Below are 15,891 nucleotides of genomic sequence, written 5' to 3'. Positions count from 1 at the left end.
ATCTTAGGTAGATTTGACAATACTAATTATTAAATTCTACAACGATGAAAAAGATATTAATTGTTTTAGCACTTGCGGGTTTTTCAACCGCCTTTGCACAGGAAACAAAAAATGAAAACGAAAAGAAAACTACAACTATCACTAAGACAACTGTCGAAGATAGTAAAGGTAAAGACGTTTCTACTAAAGAGGTCACAGAAACTGAAAGTCAGAAATTAGCACTTAACAATTTTGACGGAACCCATAATTTCAATACGGTAATGCAACCCATCGAAATTAATTCGGATGTCAATTATATGAATGATGGTGTAACCTATAGATTTGAGCCGCATACAACCAGCGGATTTCAGTTAATGACTTTGGGAGCCGACAATATTAAGCCCGTGGAATACGCTGTATTGCGTCCTTCATCTCAAAAAGGATACTATATAATGTCACAAAACGGACAAAGTTCATTTGGCTATTTTAATCAGAATGGAAATTTTGTAGTGGAAAGTTACGATGCTAAGAATGATGTGGTTGTTACTACAGTTTACAAATTGGAAATGAAAGAGAAAAAGATCGAGAAAAAAAGTAAAATGTAATTATACATATTCCCTACAAAAGAAAGGCGCTTCAGTTAACTCTGAAGCGTTTTTTGTTTTTTAACGCCCCTTTTACTTTTGATGCATAAAAGCCTGCTTTCCTAAAAGTGTTTCTTCACTTTCCACATTGTCTTCATCGGGCACACAACAGTCTACCGGACAAACCGCTGCACATTGTGGTTCATCGTGAAAGCCTTTACACTCGGTACATTTATCGGGAACAATATAATAGATTTCGTCACTAACAGGTTCTTGCGTTTCATTTGCATTCACAGCTTTACCATTAGGTAAAACCACATTTCCTTCCAGATCGGTTCCATCGGCATAACGCCAATCGTCTGCACCTTCGTAGATAGCGGTATTAGGGCATTCCGGCTCACAAGCGCCACAATTAATACATTCGTCTGTTATTATAATTGCCATCGGGGTTGAATTTTCTAACTTTGTCGCAAATTTAATGCCTTATAAGGGCATCTCCAAACTTAGTATGCAATTACAACAAAGAATTAACGCATTTGTTGCGTTGGGTAGGTTTTTAGGGCAGTTTGGCCCCGGAAAAACAAACAAACAGGAAGGGATTCCTCAAAATGATTTGTTCTTCGACGGAATGCTTCGGCAAATTACATTGGCCGAACATCACAACGGATGGTTTACACATAATAATATCCTATTTGCGGTAAGCAGTTGGGCCGAAGCACTTTCAGAAGAAAACCTGCAGACATGGATTTCAAATTATAATATTCCGGAATCGAAATCAAAAACCATTGCTATTATCATGGCGGGAAACGTCCCTCTGGTTGGATTTCACGATTTTTTATCGGTTTTGCTCACGGGACATAAAGTATTAGGGAAATTATCTTCAAACGACAAACAACTCCTGCCCTATTTGGCCAATTATTTAATCGCAGTGGAGCCTGAATTTAAAGACCATATTACTTTTACGGAGGAAAAAATGGAAAATTTTGAAGCCGTAATTGCAACCGGCAGTAATAATACAGCGCGTTACTTCGATTATTATTTCGGAAAATACCCGCATATTATAAGAAAAAACCGAAATTCGGTTGCAATACTAACAGGCGATGAGACTCCAGAAGAATTAGAAGCACTTGCCGACGATATTTTCAGGTACTTTGGATTGGGTTGTAGGAACGTTTCCAAAATTTATGTGCCTGAGAATTACAATTTTGATGCATTTTTCAACGGAATATTTTCATGGAAGGAAATAGTACATAACAATAAATACATCAATAATTACGATTACAACAAGGCGGTGTATTTGATGAGTGCTATAAAATTGCTGGACAACGAGTTTTTGTTGTTAAAAGAAGATGAAGGATTCTCGTCTCCTATTTCGGTGGTTTTCTATGAATACTACAAAGATACCGCAGCTTTAGATCGAAAGTTGGGAAGCGCATCAGAAGAAATTCAATGTATTGTATCAAGAGATCACATTCCCTTCGGAAAAGGACAATCTCCTATGCTGTGGGATTACGCCGATGGAGTTGATACTGTGGCGTTTTTGTTGAAACTATCTTAATAAATTATCAATTATTTAATCCATAATAGGTGTTTAATTCACATCTTTGCACATTGAAAAATTCAAACTATGAAAAAACATAATTTTAGTGCCGGACCTTGTATTTTACCTCAATCGGTGTTAAAAAAAGCTTCCGAAGCCGTACTTAATTTTAACGGACTTGATTTGTCCTTAGTAGAAATTTCACACAGAAGTAAGGATTTTGTAGATGTAATGGAAAATGCGAGGGAACTCGCCTTAGAGCATCTTGGACTTCAAGACAAAGGCTACAAAGCGTTGTTTTTGCAAGGAGGCGCGAGTCTTGAGTTTTTGATGGTGGCTTACAATTTACTGGAGAAAAAAGCCGCATATTTAAATACCGGGACCTGGTCTGATAAGGCAATTAAAGAAGCTAAATTAGTTGGAGATATTGTTGAAGTAGCCTCCTCTAAAGAGCAAAATTTCAATTATATACCTAAAAATTATACTATCCCTTCAGGGGTAGACTATTTTCATTGTACTAGTAACAATACCATCTTTGGGACACAGCTTCAATCGTTTCCCGAAACTGACGCATTACTCGTTTGTGATATGAGTAGCGACATCTTTTCAAGACAATTGGATTTTTCGAAATTCGATCTAATATATGCAGGAGCACAAAAGAATATGGGTGCGGCCGGAACAACTTTGGTTGTTGTTAAGGAAGAAATTTTAGGCAAGGTATCCCGCACTATTCCTTCAATGCTGGATTATAAGGTTCATATAAGCAAAGACAGCATGTACAATACTCCTGCGGTTTTTCCGGTCTATGTTTCTATGCTAACGCTAGAGTGGCTGAAAGACCAGGGAGGTATTTCGGAAATTGAAAAAATTAATAACGCAAAAGCAAAGCTTTTATATACTGAAATTGATCGAAACCCTTTATTTAAAGGATTTGTGGCTAATGCCGAAGACCGATCCAAAATGAACGCAACCTTCAATTTAACCAACACAAATGACAAAGATCGTTTTGAGGCCTTGGTGAAAGCTGCAGGTATCAACGGCTTAAACGGTCATAGAAGTGTGGGCGGATACAGAGCCTCCATGTACAATGCATTGCCGTTGGAAAGCGTTAAGGTATTGGTAGATGTTATGCAGGAGCTTGAAAACAAAGGATAGAGATAAGTTCTAAGTCCTAATCTTTAAGCTATGATTGAGGAAAGAAGTTTCTAATTTGCAATTAGAATAATTGACTTAGTAAAAACAAGCCAACAAAAAATTTAAAACTTAAAATTCAACATTTATAATTATTATGAAAGTATTAGCCAACGACGGAATTTCACAAACAGGTGTAGCAGCATTGCAGGCCGCAGGATTTGAGGTAATAACCGTTAAAGTAGCGCAGGAACAAATTATTAATTATATCAACCAGCATCAGGTAGATGTTGTATTGGTGCGTAGTGCTACGCAAATTCGAAAAGATGTGATAGATGCTTGTCCGAGTTTAAAAATCATTGGACGTGGTGGTGTAGGGATGGATAATATTGATGTTGCCTATGCAAAAGAGAAAGGATTGTACGTAATAAATACCCCTGCCGCCTCTTCTGCGTCGGTAGCCGAATTGGTGTTTGCTCACCTATTCACCGGTGTAAGATTCCTTCACGATGCAAACCGTACAATGCCACTCGATGGCGACAGCCGCTTCAACGATCTTAAGAAGGCATATGCAAAAGGTAGTGAATTACGTGGCAAAACGATTGGAATTATTGGTTTCGGACGTATTGGTAAGGAGGTTGCTAAAATCGCATTGGGCTGTGGTATGAAAGTGATAGCGAGTGATAGTCATGTTGGCGAGGCAGATATTACTTTAGACTTCTATGACGGCCAGCAAGTAACATTGAAGATTAAAACAGAACCAGTTTCAGAATTGATCAAGCATAGCGACTTTATTACACTTCATGTTCCTGCACAAAAGGGATATGTAATTGGCAAAAACGAAATTGCACAAATGAAATCCGGTGCAGGAATTATCAACGCTGCACGTGGTGGCGTAATTGATGAAGTAGCTCTTGTTGAGGCTTTGGATAGCGGAAAACTATCTTTTGCAGGTTTAGATACTTTTGAAGAAGAACCTACTCCCGCCATTAAAGTGTTAATGAACGATAAAATATCCTTAAGTCCGCATATCGGAGCAGCTACCGAAGAAGCACAAGACCGCATTGGTACTGAACTGGCCGAGCAGATTGTAGCCATATTGAAACCGGTGTAGATCACTTATCATTGATAAAGAACGACGAACATAAGATCGTAAAACATGGTCGTATCAATCGACTTGCAGTATGGTGATCCAGAAAAAACAAGAATAACAAAATGTGTCATTCCCATTTGGATAAGATGGATAATTAGGTCGTATGCTAGAAAATGGTCGCGAATAGGATACCGAAGGATGGTAAAAAAAGTGTTGAATTATTGTTAAAGGGTTTAAAAAAGCATGGGTAGGAAGGATTTGTTTTTGTAACTTTATAAAAATTGAAACTATGAAATATTTACTCGCGATTTTAATTGTAGCTCTGGGGATTTACAGCTGTGAATCCAGTAAATCTTCCGTGGAAGGTGTTGCAACCACAGGGACCAGCGACACACTACGTATTGCAAATGATAGTTTGGAATACGAAATATTGATTATTGAGCCCGGCTTCGACTCTTGGCTTGTTACACAACCACCAAAGGGTTTTAACGGAATTGGATATTTGGAAACAAGAAATTATCAATATGTTCTGGAATACAATAACAGAGTATACAATCCCTCCTATTCCAAAACTTTATATCCGCAGCAAATAGATTATGATCCAAATATTCATTACGGCCTGGAAGTAAACTATCTATTGTACAACTACTTCAAATATTTTGAACAAAAATACAAGCAGAAGCTTAGATGAACAAATTAAAGCAGCGTTGGAACATTCATTCCAATTGGCAATTATTTGTAGTGTTTCTGGTATTTGCTATCACAGGTAGTACCGCAGCAAAGTTTGCCGCTCCCATGACCGATTTTGTTGGGATTACAAGAGAAATGGGCTGGTTTATTTATTGGCCAACCCGAATCCTGATTATTTTTCCGCTGTACCAAGTACTTTTGGTGCTTTTTGGTTGGTTGTTTGGAGAATTTTCTTTTTTTTGGGACTTCGAAAAGAAAATGTTGCGAAGTATGCGATTGGGTTTTTTGATAAAAGCGTAAATGAAATTAAGACACTCTATTTTCACGATAATAGCTTCTGTGGTGCTTACCATAGGGTTATTATTGCCTAGTGTTATTCAGTTTACACATATTTTTGAGAATCACCACCACACTGTTTGTACAGATTATACGGTTCACCTGCATGAAAAGATAACCGAATGTCCAATTTGCGATTTTCACCTATCCACTTTCAGTTTTAATCCGTTAGACAATTCTTTTGTCGCTGAAGTAAAGCAGAACGAAAGAACAGAAACCCTCTATTTTTTTTCAGCAAAACTTATTCCTCTTCAACACCCCGATTCCAGAGGCCCTCCTCTATTTCTTATTTGTTAGTTTTCAAATTTTTAATTACTAATTTTTAAGAAAATATTCTCATGAAAATAAATTTCTTACTGTTGACGGTACTTTTTTGTACCGTTAACACCATTGCTCAGAATACAATTTCGGGCACAGTACAATCACAAACGCAAGAACCCATTTCGGCTACAATATATATTCCTCAATTGGAAAAGGGTATGGTAGCCGATTTCAACGGTAATTATTCCATCTCAAATATTCCGGACGGAACATACACTGTCATATACTCCATGCTGGGTTATACAACCCTTTCAAAAAAAATCACGCTTTCTGAAAATGAATCCCATACAGAGGACATTCAACTTCTTGAAAGTGTGGTAGAAATGGAAGAAGTTATCATATCTACACCTTTTCACAAACTGCAAAGCGACAATGTGATGAAGGTAGAAAGAATGAGCACCGATCAAATAAAGGCAACAGGTGCAGTTTCGCTGGCGGAAGGCATTACCAACATCGCTGGAGTTGAAACGATTAGCACCGGAGTTGGTATTGGAAAACCGGTGATACGCGGGCTCAGTGCTAACAGAGTACTAACTTATACGCAAGGAGTTCGCCTGGAGAATCAACAGTTTGGTGGCGAACACGGATTGGGTGTAAACGATGCCGGAATTGAAAGCGTCGAGGTTATTAAAGGTCCCGCTTCTCTGCTCTATGGCAGTGATGCCTTGGGAGGCGTATTATATCTCAATCCGGAACGATTCGCAGCCACCGGAGATTTTGAAGCCGATTTGAATACTACTTACTATTCAAACACAGTAGGTACTTCCAGTAATTTTGGAGCTAAAACTTCTTCCGAAAAGTTTAAATTTCTTGTGCGAGGAGCTTATGTTTCACATAGCGATTACAAAACAGGGACCGGGATTCGTGTAACAAATACACGTTTCAATGAAAAAGATATAAAGACCGGTTTTGGATATCAGGATACTAAGTTAAAATCTACATTAAGGTATAACTACAATCGGGCTAACATTGGGATTCCTGAAGAAATTGGAGTTCAAACTACGGCAAAAACACCACTATTACCTTTCCAGGAGATCGACAACCATATTGTTAGCCTGGACAACACCTTTTTCTTTACGAACTCAAGTTTAGATGCTAAGATGGGATATTTGTTTAATGATCGCAGTGAATTTGAAGAGACCGTAGATAATGCTGCCCTGCGCATGCAACTAAATACTTTTAACTACGATGTAAAATACAATTTTCCTCAGCTCGGTAATTTTGAAACAATAGTAGGGGTGCAGGGAATGTATCAATCCAATAGCAATTTGGGAGAAGAGGTTTTAATTCCCAATGCAACGACAACCGATTTCGGGATTTTGGGAACAACCCATTACCATCTGGAAAAAATAGATTTTCAAGCCGGCTTACGTTTAGACATTCGAAAGATTGACAGTGAAGCAGCAGGAACAAGTGGCGATGATGAGTACATAGCTCCTTTGCAGCAGGATTTTAATAGTTTTAATGCAGCAATTGGCGCCAAACTTGATATCACCGAAAATCTTGTGGGACGGCTCAATATTGCCAGCGGATTCAGAGCTCCTAACCTGGCCGAATTAACTTCAAATGGAGTTCATGAAGGCACAAATAGATATGAAATTGGGAATCCGAATTTAGACAACGAACAAAATATCCAAACCGATCTTTCTTTGGAGTTTAAAAACGAACATTTCGAAATTGCTGCCAACGGCTTTTACAACGCACTTGGCAACTATATTTTTATAAGCCCGACAGGTGAGACCATTGAAGAAAACCCGGTGTTCAATTATGTTCAGAACGATGCTTCGTTGTATGGCGGCGAGGTGGGTGTGCATATCCACCCGCATCCTCTGGATTGGTTACATATTGAAAGTAGTTTCGAAATGGTTCGTGGCGAACTGAAAGACGCATCTAATTTACCCTTGCTTCCGGCAAACTCACTTCAAAATACACTGCGAATTGAATTTAATGATTTCCGAAGCATAAAAACCCCTTACGCTTTTGTAGGTGTAAAAAACACATTTAAGCAAGATCGTATAAGTGCTTTTGAAACAGAAAGTGAAGGCTACAATTTGGTCAATTTGGGAGCGGGACTCGAACTGGTACTTAAAAAGTTATCCATTGAAAGCGGCTTGACAATAACAAACTTACTCGATACCACCTATATTGCTCATTTATCCCGGCTTAAACCGGATGGAATACCTAATATGGGAAGAAACATTACTTTTCATTTGAAGGTAACACTCTAAATAAAAAAAAGCCCGAATCGGGCTTTTTTTTTTAATCGTTTACTTTTACTTCAATGGTTTGCGGCTCGGGCTGTGGTTGGGCTGCAAAGACATAGGTATAGATCCACATAAGTGTAAAGGTTGGAATAAAGTCGCTTATAGGCAGCAATTCCTCAATAAATACAAGTACCGATGCAATTTTACCTTCGGTTCCTTTGTACATATCACTCATCTTCTTAGCCGCATAAGGCGCCCAGATTATATCGAGAAAAGGCCCCACTACAGGAATGAACATTGTCGCCATCCCTATTGCATCGTATAGAATTCCTTTTCGAAGTAATTTATATTTAGGATTTTTCATAATGGTTTCGTTTATTATTCTGAAATTAATAACGCAAGAAGAGTGCCAAAATTATGCGAGATCGCTGCTTATGAGTTTTAGAAATTCGTTGCGAGTTTCAATTTTCTCGAATTGTCCCCGAAATCCCGAAGTTGTAGTCACACTGTTCTGTTTTTGAACGCCGCGCATCATCATACACATATGAGCCGCTTCAATAACAACAGCAACTCCTGTTGGCTTTAAGGTGTCGTTGATGCATTCGAGAATATCGTGAGTTAAGCGTTCCTGTACCTGCAACCTACGGGCAAATACATCCACTACTCTGGGGATTTTACTAAGACCAACAATGTGTCCGTTGGGAATATATGCAATATGGGCTTTCCCGAAAAATGGTAACATATGGTGTTCGCACAGGGAATACAGTTCGATATCCTTTATAATTACCATATCGTGGTAACTTTCGGCAAACATGGCGCTACGCAATATTTCAGCAGGATCCTGACAATGACCCGACGTTAGAAATTGCATCGCTTTTGCAGCGCGTTCGGGAGTTTTTAGCACTCCTTCTCTTTTAACATCTTCGCCAATTCCTTTTAGAATTTCGGAAAAATTATTTTTTAAGCTGTCTGTGACTTCTTGATTGTATTCTTCAAAAAATGAATAGGATCCCATTAAGTGGTTTTTAGTTTTTCTGAATAGTATTTTTTTATTTTTTCAACTTTTGGCGCAATGATAAACTGACAGTACGATTGCTCCTTATTCTCATTGTAATAGTTTTGATGGTCTTCTTCGGCTTCGTAAAAAACCGTTAAAGGCTCCAGTTTTGTTACAATAGGCTTGTCGAACACCCGGTTTTTAGTAAGGAGCTCTATAAAATCGGCTGCTTTTTGCTTCTGAATATCATTCGCATAAAAAACAGCACTTCTGTATTGTGTACCAATGTCGTTTCCTTGTCGGTTTAATGTGGTGGGATCATGAGTTGCAAAAAACACCTCCAATAAAGTTTCCAAAGAGACTTGAGTGGGATTGTATGTAATTTGAATTGCTTCTGCATGACCGGTTCTTCCCGTGCAAATTTCACGATAGGCAGGGTTTTTAATGTTTCCTCCTGTGTAGCCCGAAATTACTTCTTCAACACCTTCAATCCGCTGAAAGACAGCTTCGGTACACCAAAAACATCCTCCGGCAAGCACTATTTTTTCAAAATTCTCTTCCATGTTCTATCCAATATGGGAATTATTTTAATGTATTGTTAAAATTTATGCGCTTTTTAACTTTTTCTTAATAGTTCACTCCACGAGAGTAAGCTAGCTTTGTTACTCATCCCCTTTACAAGGAGCATCAATCAAAAATCAAAAAATGAAACTTTATAGTTTTCATCTCAATCATTTTTTACATTTTCCAAAATCGACAGGTTTTTCACTATCCACAATTTTACGTCAAAAAATTGTGGATCGCGTACCTAACAACAAATCCTATAAATTTAGAGGAATCTTAGACGATGCTTATTTACATTCATTACGGATTGGTGCTTTTTTGGCATCACCTGTAACATTTCAAAATTCAATGAGTCTTTAAGCAAACATCTAACAACGCCATCTAATGAAATATCTTTTTATCATTTTTACCTTAATAGCAGCTTTTACAGCGTCCGCACAGGAAAAAAAATCCCTTCAAATAAATAGAACTTCAGATGCTCCAAAAATAGATGGAATCTTAGATGATGCAGCATGGCAAAATGCAGATGAAGCCAAAGATTTTACACAATTCAGGCCCGAAATGGGTGTTGTGGAAGCTCCTCATCAAAAAACCATTGTAAAGATGGTGTACGATGACAATGCCATTTATATAAGTGCTTATTTATACGACAACCCCGATAAAATTATGCGACAATTAACCAGTCGTGATAATTTTGGGCAATCCGATTTTTTTGGAGTTATTCTCAACCCAAATAACGATGCTCAAAACGACACCGAGTTTTTTGTATTTACCTCCGGGACACAGGCTGATGCAATAGCAACGCCAAGTAATGGTGAAGATTTTGGATGGAATGCGGTCTGGGACAGTGCCGTCGAAATTGTATCGGACGGATGGATTGTTGAAATGAAAATCCCCTATTCTACCTTGCGTTTTTCCAATGAAAAAATACAAACCTGGGGCTTGCAATTCCACAGACGCTTTAGAACAGATAACTCTCAATATTCCTGGAATCCCATAGATCGTACCAAAGGAAATATCGGGCTGTACCATGGTTTATTACAGGGTATCGAAAATATAGAACCTCCTACACGCTTAAGTTTCTACCCGTTTGCTTCGGCAGTAGTCAAATCGTTTGACGGCGAAACAATCGACGATTACAATGCAGGGATGGATGTGAAATACGGAATTACCGAAAATTTCACCTTGGATGCAACACTGGTTCCCGATTTTAGTCAGACAGGTTTCGATGATGTCCGCCTTAATTTAGGCCCTTTTGAACAGACTTTTTCTGAACAGCGCCAGTTTTTTACTGAAGGTGTGGATTTGTTCACCAAAGGTAATTTATTCTATTCCAGACGTATTGGAGGTCGCCCTTCGAGTTTTCCGAATGTTGCCGAAGATGAAGAAGTTACAGAATATCCCAACAAGGTTAGCATGCTCAATGCTGTAAAAGTTTCGGGACGTACCAAAAATGGATTAGGAATCGGATTTTTTAATGCCATAACCGAAAAGACGTATGCTTCCATAAAAAACCTCACTACCGGTGAAACCCGAAAAGAAGTGGTTGAGCCTCTGGCGAACTACAATATTTTTGTTTTGGATCAACAATTCAATAAAAACTCTTCTATTAGCCTGATTAATACAAGTGTTATTCGTGATGGGCATTTTAGAGATGCCAACGTAACCGCCGCGGTTTTTGATATCACCGACAAGGCCAATAAATGGAATGTCGATGGAACATTAAAAGTAAGTAGCTTGAATTTACCGATTGAAAATCGATCCGGATTCAGTTCTTCGTTAGAAATTGAAAAAGTAAGCGGAAGTTACAGGTACGGGGTTGAAAATACGATTGCCGACAGAGAATACAACATCAACGATTTGGGAATCTCTTTCAGAAATAATTATAATAATTTTCGTGCTTTTGGATCCTACAGAATCTTCGAACCCACCGAAACTTTTAATAATTTAAGCATTTACACCTGGGCCGAATACAATATGCTTTTCGATCCCGGAATCTACACTGGCAATAGTCTGGGTTTCGATATTTACGCCCAAAACAAAAAACTGTGGGAATATGGATTTAACGCAAACGTGCAACCCGGAAAACAACACGATTACTACGAGCCCAGAGCGGAAGGCAGATTTTTCACATATAAAAATCCATTTAATGTTAGCACCTGGGTGAATACAAATTACGCCAAGAAATTTGCCTTCTTTGCGCATACAGGCTTTGTTACCTTGTTCGATTCGGAACGGGATTTATTTGAATACTGGGTTGGTTTTGAACCCAGAATGCGATTTAACGAAAAGTTTACTTTGGGGTATAATTTTAATTACCAGGACGGAAGTGGAAGTCGGGGTTTCGTAAGTACCGTAAATGATGATATTGTTTTTGGGCAGCGTGCGCAGACTACTATTGTCAATAGTATTTCGGGCAATTATAATTTTAATTCCTTTCACGCCCTATCACTTACGTTTAGAAATTATTGGGCGACGGTGACTTACGACAATACCTTGTACACATTACAAGAAAATGGAACAGTTTCTACAGAGGATAACTATACGCTGGCCGATGTAAACAATCCCAATGTGAATTTTAATACCTGGAACCTGGATTTTGGCTATTCCTGGCAATTTGCACCCGGGAGTCAGTTAACAGCGCTGTACAGAAATTCGTTGTTTAATTCAAATTCCGAGTCGTCTGCTACCTATTTCGAAAGTCTGGAATCGTTGTTTAAACAACCCATCGAGCATGTGTTTTCGCTACGAATGGTCTACTACATAGATTACAACAACATCAAGAACATCTTTAAGAAAAACTCCTAGGCCTTAGTTGTGTAATCGATAGGTTTATGCTATTTTCACGAAGCAAAAACTGCTGCATGATTATAGCCCGAAACATTCATAAACATTACGATACCTTACACGTTTTAAAAGGCGTGGACCTGCAAATTGCAAAGAGTGAGATAGTTTCCATTGTAGGAGCTTCGGGTGCGGGAAAGACCACCTTGCTGCAAATTATGGGCACCTTGGATTCTTTTGAAGATGAAATAGGATCCCTTCACATCAATAACACAGATATTGCGACGCTCAATCAACGGCAATTGGCAAAATTCAGAAACGAAAATCTTGGATTTATTTTTCAGTTTCATCAATTACTGCCCGAATTCACAGCACTTGAAAATGTTTGCATTCCAGCCTTTATTAAAAATACCTCTAAGTCTGAAGCGGAAAAACGCGCAAAAGAATTACTTCAATTTCTCGGGTTGTCGCATAGAGAAACACACAAGCCAAACGAATTATCCGGTGGAGAGCAACAACGGGTTGCAGTTGCACGAGCGCTGGTAAACAATCCTGCTATTATTCTAGCCGACGAACCGAGCGGTAACTTAGATACCGAAAGTGCCGAAAACCTGCATAATTTGTTTTTTAAACTGCGCGACGAATTTGGACAAACCTTTGTGATTGTTACCCATAACGAGGAATTAGCTGAAATGGCCGATCGTAAACTCGTGATGCAAGACGGAAAAATTATATCGTAATTCATGAATGCGCAGGAACTGAAAGATTTTCTAGACGAAAAATCAAACCAGTACAATCACCCTAGATTTATTGAAACGGATCCTATACAAATTCCACATCTTTTTTCGAAAAAGGAAGACATTGAAATCGCTGCGTTTTTAGTTGCGACTATTGCCTGGGGAAATCGTAAAAGTATTATTAAAAACGGAACTAAATTGGCAGCTATTATGGGGAATTCACCTTATGATTATGTCCTTAATTTTTCAGAAAAAGAGTCGCACAATCTTGTGAGTTTTGTACATCGTACCTTCAATGAAACAGATTTATATTATTTTCTGAAAGCCCTTCAGAATATATATAGAAACCACGGCGGACTCGAATCAATCTTTTCAAAACACGCAGAAGGCACAACACTTCAGCCGGCGATTCACCATTTCAGAAAAGTATTTTTTAGTCTGCCTCATGAAACAAGAACTCTAAAACATATAAGTGATCCTTTTAAAAATTCGGCAGCCAAACGCCTCAATATGTTCTTACGATGGATGGTACGCAAGGATGCTGCGGGTGTCGATTTCGGAATTTGGGAATCGCTCTCCCCTTCCCAACTTTCCTGCCCGCTGGATGTTCATAGCGGGAATGTAGCCCGAAAATTAGCACTGCTACATAGAAAACAGAATGATGGAAAGGCATTATTGGAGTTAGACACTTCACTTCGAAATTTAAATCCGGATGATCCTGTAAAATACGATTTTGCACTTTTTGGACTAGGTGTCTTTGAAGGATTTTGATTCATAGAGGTCTTTTTTGAGGATCTTTTTATCCATTTAATCGATAAAATGCATTATTTTATCGATTAAATGAATTATTTTTATATATTTGGCGAACCGAATCCAAATATTATATACTTATGAAAACAAAAACTACGTTACTTGTCGCAATTATTGCAGTACTTTTTAGTTGTTCCCCGGAACACAACGAATCGAATATGGACTCCCTCGTTCTAGATCGTGAAGGAGAGACATCAGGAGATCCTGTTACCTTGTACCAGACAGATCTTATGGCCGGACAAAACATTCTAATGGGCTATGTAAGAGTGGATCTTGTAAATGGCGAAATAGTAGTAACCTATCAGTCCGACGGAGACTGGGTTATTGAAGAAACTCATTTGTTTATTGGCGAATTAAACCAGTTACCGACCAACAATGGAGGAAATCCGAAAATTGGACAATTTCCTTATATAGGAACACATCCCGCCGGAACTACTACGGTTGCATATACAGGACAGTCTATGTTAACAGGACAATGCGTGTATGTTGCGGCGCATGCTGTTGTAACTAATACTATTAGTGGTCAATCGGAAACTGCATGGGGTGCAGGTGTTCCCATTGGTGGTAACAGCTGGGCAATGATGTTCGAAGTATGTAATTAAAAAATAATCTTATTAGGGTTATTTTCAGAAAGATAGGAAAGTGGGTGAATTAAGATTTTATTTCACCCACTTTCTTTTTGCAATCTGGCTATTAATATTCTCTTAAATAGTCTATATTTACCTAACCGGTATCATCTAAGGTACCATTAACTATTAAGGAGAGCGACATCTTGATTACACCGAAACTTCCTGACAACGAGGCCGAAAGGCTTTTCGCTGTGAAAGAGTATGAGTTGCTGGATACCTTACCCGAAAAAGATTTTGACAATATCACTACGCTAACAGCAAGTATCTGTGACGTTCCTATTTCTTTGGTTACACTTCTCGATTCGGACAGAAATTTTTTAAAATCTCATTTTGGGGTTCCATTTAGCGAATCTCCCAGAGAGACCTCCTTTTGTGGCCATGCCATCCTCGATGAAACTGAAATATTTATAGTAGAAGATGCCAGAAAAGACGCCCGATTTAAGGACAACCCTATCGTAACAGAACAAGGGGTTGTCTTTTATGCAGGTGTAAGACTAATGAGTCCGAATGGCTTCCCAATTGGCACGCTATGTGTTTTCGACACCAAACCAAGAACGCTGGATATTAAACAGAAAAACGCAATGATTGCTCTGGCGTATCAGGTTATAAACTTGTTTGAAGTGCGAAAGAACAATGAAATGCTTCGAGATCTTCAGAAAGAAATGAAAAGAAAAAATGAAGAACTTAAGAATTTTGCCGGTATCGTTTCACACGATATGAAAATGCCTCTTGCGAATATGATCATCACGGCAGATATATTAATAGCGAAATATTCCGATCAATTAGATGAGCGGGCCCATGAATATTTATCCTATTTAAAACAATCCTCTTTCACCTTAAGCGACTATATAACCGGATTGTTAATGCATTACGAAAGTGATAATATTGCAGAGAAGGAATATGAAGAATTTGAAATACAGCATCTACTCGAAGAAATTGTAGATTTACTCAACATCAATGTAAACTGCGATATAAATTTTCCGCCCGAAGACATGAAACTTTCCTGTAACAGAGTGGCTTTAGAACAAATATTTCTGAACCTAATCGGAAACAGCCTCAAGTACAATGACAAGGAAAAAATTAAGATAGATATCGATTGTGAACAAAAAAACACTCAATATCACTTTACAATTACAGACAATGGAATTGGGATTCCTCAAGAAAAACTAGGTCAAATTTTCAATTTATTTACCATTGTGGGAGAGTTGGATCGAAACGGAAACAAAGGACACGGAATAGGTCTATCTACGGTTCAAAAGCTTATTAAGAAAATGGGAGGCGAAATTACGGTGGAATCGGAAGTTGGAAAAGGCACCACATTTCGCTTTTTCGTTTTTGGGCGCAGCACTTAATTTGTCGGAATTAACAATAGTAAAAACGAAACTTTTACGTTTAGGTTAAAGAAACCCTCATAATTGTGTCGCATTTTATATCTTTGACGCGAGTTTAATGGAAGGTATTCATAAAATATAATTACCAAAACCCTCGGATG

Annotated in this window: 17 protein-coding genes; 13 read left to right on the top strand and 4 right to left on the bottom strand. The window is 38.3% G+C overall.

Annotated features, from left to right (window positions below; genetic code table 11):
- Window positions 1–44 precede the first annotated feature (44 nt).
- Window positions 45–584, top strand: coding sequence for a hypothetical protein (locus tag ATE92_RS11055; protein ID WP_100803771.1), 540 nt, complete (start codon window positions 45–47; stop codon window positions 582–584).
- Window positions 585–656: 72 nt separating this feature from the next.
- Here ATE92_RS11055 and ATE92_RS11050 read toward each other — a convergent pair whose 3' ends face one another.
- A complete protein-coding gene (locus ATE92_RS11050; protein ID WP_100803770.1) occupies window positions 657–1,007 on the bottom strand; it encodes a 4Fe-4S dicluster domain-containing protein in 351 nt (116 codons plus the stop codon).
- 64 nt (window positions 1,008–1,071) lie between these two features.
- Between ATE92_RS11050 and ATE92_RS11045 the strand changes: the two genes are divergently transcribed.
- The 7 genes from ATE92_RS11045 to ATE92_RS11015 all read left to right on the top strand — a co-directional run bounded on the left by ATE92_RS11045 (window position 1,072) and on the right by ATE92_RS11015 (window position 7,902).
- Entirely contained in the window at window positions 1,072–2,121 is a 1,050-nt protein-coding gene (locus ATE92_RS11045) for an acyl-CoA reductase (protein WP_100804419.1), read from the top strand.
- 69 nt (window positions 2,122–2,190) lie between these two features.
- Window positions 2,191–3,258 carry a 3-phosphoserine/phosphohydroxythreonine transaminase gene (gene serC / locus ATE92_RS11040; RefSeq protein ID WP_100803769.1) on the top strand — a complete coding sequence of 356 codons (1,068 nt, stop codon included), beginning with the start codon at window positions 2,191–2,193 and terminating at the stop codon, window positions 3,256–3,258.
- Window positions 3,259–3,391: 133 nt separating this feature from the next.
- Complete coding sequence (locus tag ATE92_RS11035; protein ID WP_100803768.1) at window positions 3,392–4,348, top strand: D-2-hydroxyacid dehydrogenase; 957 nt, start codon at window positions 3,392–3,394, stop codon at window positions 4,346–4,348.
- Window positions 4,349–4,616: 268 nt separating this feature from the next.
- Window positions 4,617–5,018 (top strand): DUF6146 family protein, encoded by a 402-nt coding sequence (locus ATE92_RS11030; protein ID WP_100803767.1) that lies wholly within the window; start codon window positions 4,617–4,619, stop codon window positions 5,016–5,018.
- Complete coding sequence (locus ATE92_RS11025) at window positions 5,015–5,317, top strand: DUF6787 family protein (RefSeq protein ID WP_100803766.1); 303 nt, start codon at window positions 5,015–5,017, stop codon at window positions 5,315–5,317. Before ATE92_RS11030 ends, ATE92_RS11025 begins: the two co-directional genes overlap by 4 nt.
- On the top strand, window positions 5,318–5,650 hold the full coding sequence (locus tag ATE92_RS11020) for a hypothetical protein (RefSeq protein ID WP_100803765.1): 333 nt from the start codon (window positions 5,318–5,320) through the stop codon (window positions 5,648–5,650).
- A gap of 41 nt (window positions 5,651–5,691) precedes the next feature.
- Complete coding sequence (locus ATE92_RS11015; protein ID WP_100803764.1) at window positions 5,692–7,902, top strand: TonB-dependent receptor; 2,211 nt, start codon at window positions 5,692–5,694, stop codon at window positions 7,900–7,902.
- Window positions 7,903–7,933: 31 nt separating this feature from the next.
- Here ATE92_RS11015 and ATE92_RS11010 read toward each other — a convergent pair whose 3' ends face one another.
- From ATE92_RS11010 to msrA, 3 genes are read right to left on the bottom strand one after another with little or no spacing between them, the layout of a single operon-like run.
- Entirely contained in the window at window positions 7,934–8,242 is a 309-nt protein-coding gene (locus ATE92_RS11010) for a hypothetical protein (protein ID WP_100803763.1), read from the bottom strand.
- Window positions 8,243–8,293: 51 nt separating this feature from the next.
- Window positions 8,294–8,893 (bottom strand): GTP cyclohydrolase I FolE, encoded by a 600-nt coding sequence (folE, locus tag ATE92_RS11005; RefSeq protein WP_100803762.1) that lies wholly within the window; start codon window positions 8,891–8,893, stop codon window positions 8,294–8,296.
- Entirely contained in the window at window positions 8,893–9,438 is a 546-nt protein-coding gene (gene msrA, locus ATE92_RS11000; protein WP_100803761.1) for a peptide-methionine (S)-S-oxide reductase MsrA, read from the bottom strand. The genes folE and msrA overlap by 1 nt, the downstream gene beginning before the upstream one ends.
- 385 nt (window positions 9,439–9,823) lie before the next feature.
- Here msrA and ATE92_RS10990 point away from each other — a divergent pair, with 385 nt between their 5' ends.
- The 5 genes from ATE92_RS10990 (at window position 9,824) to ATE92_RS10970 (ending at window position 15,751) form a co-directional block, all read left to right on the top strand.
- A complete protein-coding gene (locus tag ATE92_RS10990) occupies window positions 9,824–12,247 on the top strand; it encodes a DUF5916 domain-containing protein (RefSeq protein ID WP_100803759.1) in 2,424 nt (807 codons plus the stop codon).
- Between the two features lie 56 nt (window positions 12,248–12,303).
- Entirely contained in the window at window positions 12,304–12,963 is a 660-nt protein-coding gene (locus ATE92_RS10985; RefSeq protein ID WP_100803758.1) for an ABC transporter ATP-binding protein, read from the top strand.
- Between the two features lie 3 nt (window positions 12,964–12,966).
- Window positions 12,967–13,731 carry a TIGR02757 family protein gene (locus ATE92_RS10980; protein WP_100803757.1) on the top strand — a complete coding sequence of 255 codons (765 nt, stop codon included), beginning with the start codon at window positions 12,967–12,969 and terminating at the stop codon, window positions 13,729–13,731.
- Window positions 13,732–13,850: 119 nt separating this feature from the next.
- Window positions 13,851–14,372 (top strand): hypothetical protein, encoded by a 522-nt coding sequence (locus ATE92_RS10975; RefSeq protein ID WP_100803756.1) that lies wholly within the window; start codon window positions 13,851–13,853, stop codon window positions 14,370–14,372.
- A gap of 170 nt (window positions 14,373–14,542) precedes the next feature.
- Window positions 14,543–15,751: an ATP-binding protein gene (locus ATE92_RS10970; RefSeq protein WP_100803755.1), complete on the top strand. Its 1,209-nt coding sequence runs from the start codon at window positions 14,543–14,545 to the stop codon at window positions 15,749–15,751.
- Window positions 15,752–15,891 lie beyond the last annotated feature (140 nt).

Source organism: Ulvibacter sp. MAR_2010_11 (assembly GCF_002813135.1).
Classification (GTDB): Bacteria; Bacteroidota; Bacteroidia; order Flavobacteriales; family Flavobacteriaceae; genus Altibacter.
This window is presented reverse-complemented; position numbering and strand designations above follow the sequence as displayed.

Excerpts from the sequence above, each read along its gene's own strand:
- ATE92_RS11020 (WP_100803765.1), top strand. The coding sequence starts at position 5,318 with ATGAAATTAAGACACTCTATTTTCACGATAATAGCTTCTGTGGTGCTT.
- ATE92_RS11015 (WP_100803764.1), top strand. The coding sequence starts at position 5,692 with ATGAAAATAAATTTCTTACTGTTGACGGTACTTTTTTGTACCGTTAAC.
- ATE92_RS11045 (WP_100804419.1), top strand. The coding sequence starts at position 1,072 with ATGCAATTACAACAAAGAATTAACGCATTTGTTGCGTTGGGTAGGTTT.
- ATE92_RS11010 (WP_100803763.1), bottom strand. The coding sequence starts at position 8,242 with ATGAAAAATCCTAAATATAAATTACTTCGAAAAGGAATTCTATACGAT.
- ATE92_RS10985 (WP_100803758.1), top strand. The coding sequence starts at position 12,304 with ATGATTATAGCCCGAAACATTCATAAACATTACGATACCTTACACGTT.
- folE (WP_100803762.1), bottom strand. The coding sequence starts at position 8,893 with ATGGGATCCTATTCATTTTTTGAAGAATACAATCAAGAAGTCACAGAC.
- ATE92_RS11035 (WP_100803768.1), top strand. The coding sequence starts at position 3,392 with ATGAAAGTATTAGCCAACGACGGAATTTCACAAACAGGTGTAGCAGCA.
- ATE92_RS10990 (WP_100803759.1), top strand. The coding sequence starts at position 9,824 with ATGAAATATCTTTTTATCATTTTTACCTTAATAGCAGCTTTTACAGCG.
- ATE92_RS11050 (WP_100803770.1), bottom strand. The coding sequence starts at position 1,007 with ATGGCAATTATAATAACAGACGAATGTATTAATTGTGGCGCTTGTGAG.
- ATE92_RS10975 (WP_100803756.1), top strand. The coding sequence starts at position 13,851 with ATGAAAACAAAAACTACGTTACTTGTCGCAATTATTGCAGTACTTTTT.
- ATE92_RS11025 (WP_100803766.1), top strand. The coding sequence starts at position 5,015 with ATGAACAAATTAAAGCAGCGTTGGAACATTCATTCCAATTGGCAATTA.
- msrA (WP_100803761.1), bottom strand. The coding sequence starts at position 9,438 with ATGGAAGAGAATTTTGAAAAAATAGTGCTTGCCGGAGGATGTTTTTGG.
- ATE92_RS10980 (WP_100803757.1), top strand. The coding sequence starts at position 12,967 with ATGAATGCGCAGGAACTGAAAGATTTTCTAGACGAAAAATCAAACCAG.
- serC (WP_100803769.1), top strand. The coding sequence starts at position 2,191 with ATGAAAAAACATAATTTTAGTGCCGGACCTTGTATTTTACCTCAATCG.
- ATE92_RS11055 (WP_100803771.1), top strand. The coding sequence starts at position 45 with ATGAAAAAGATATTAATTGTTTTAGCACTTGCGGGTTTTTCAACCGCC.
- ATE92_RS11030 (WP_100803767.1), top strand. The coding sequence starts at position 4,617 with ATGAAATATTTACTCGCGATTTTAATTGTAGCTCTGGGGATTTACAGC.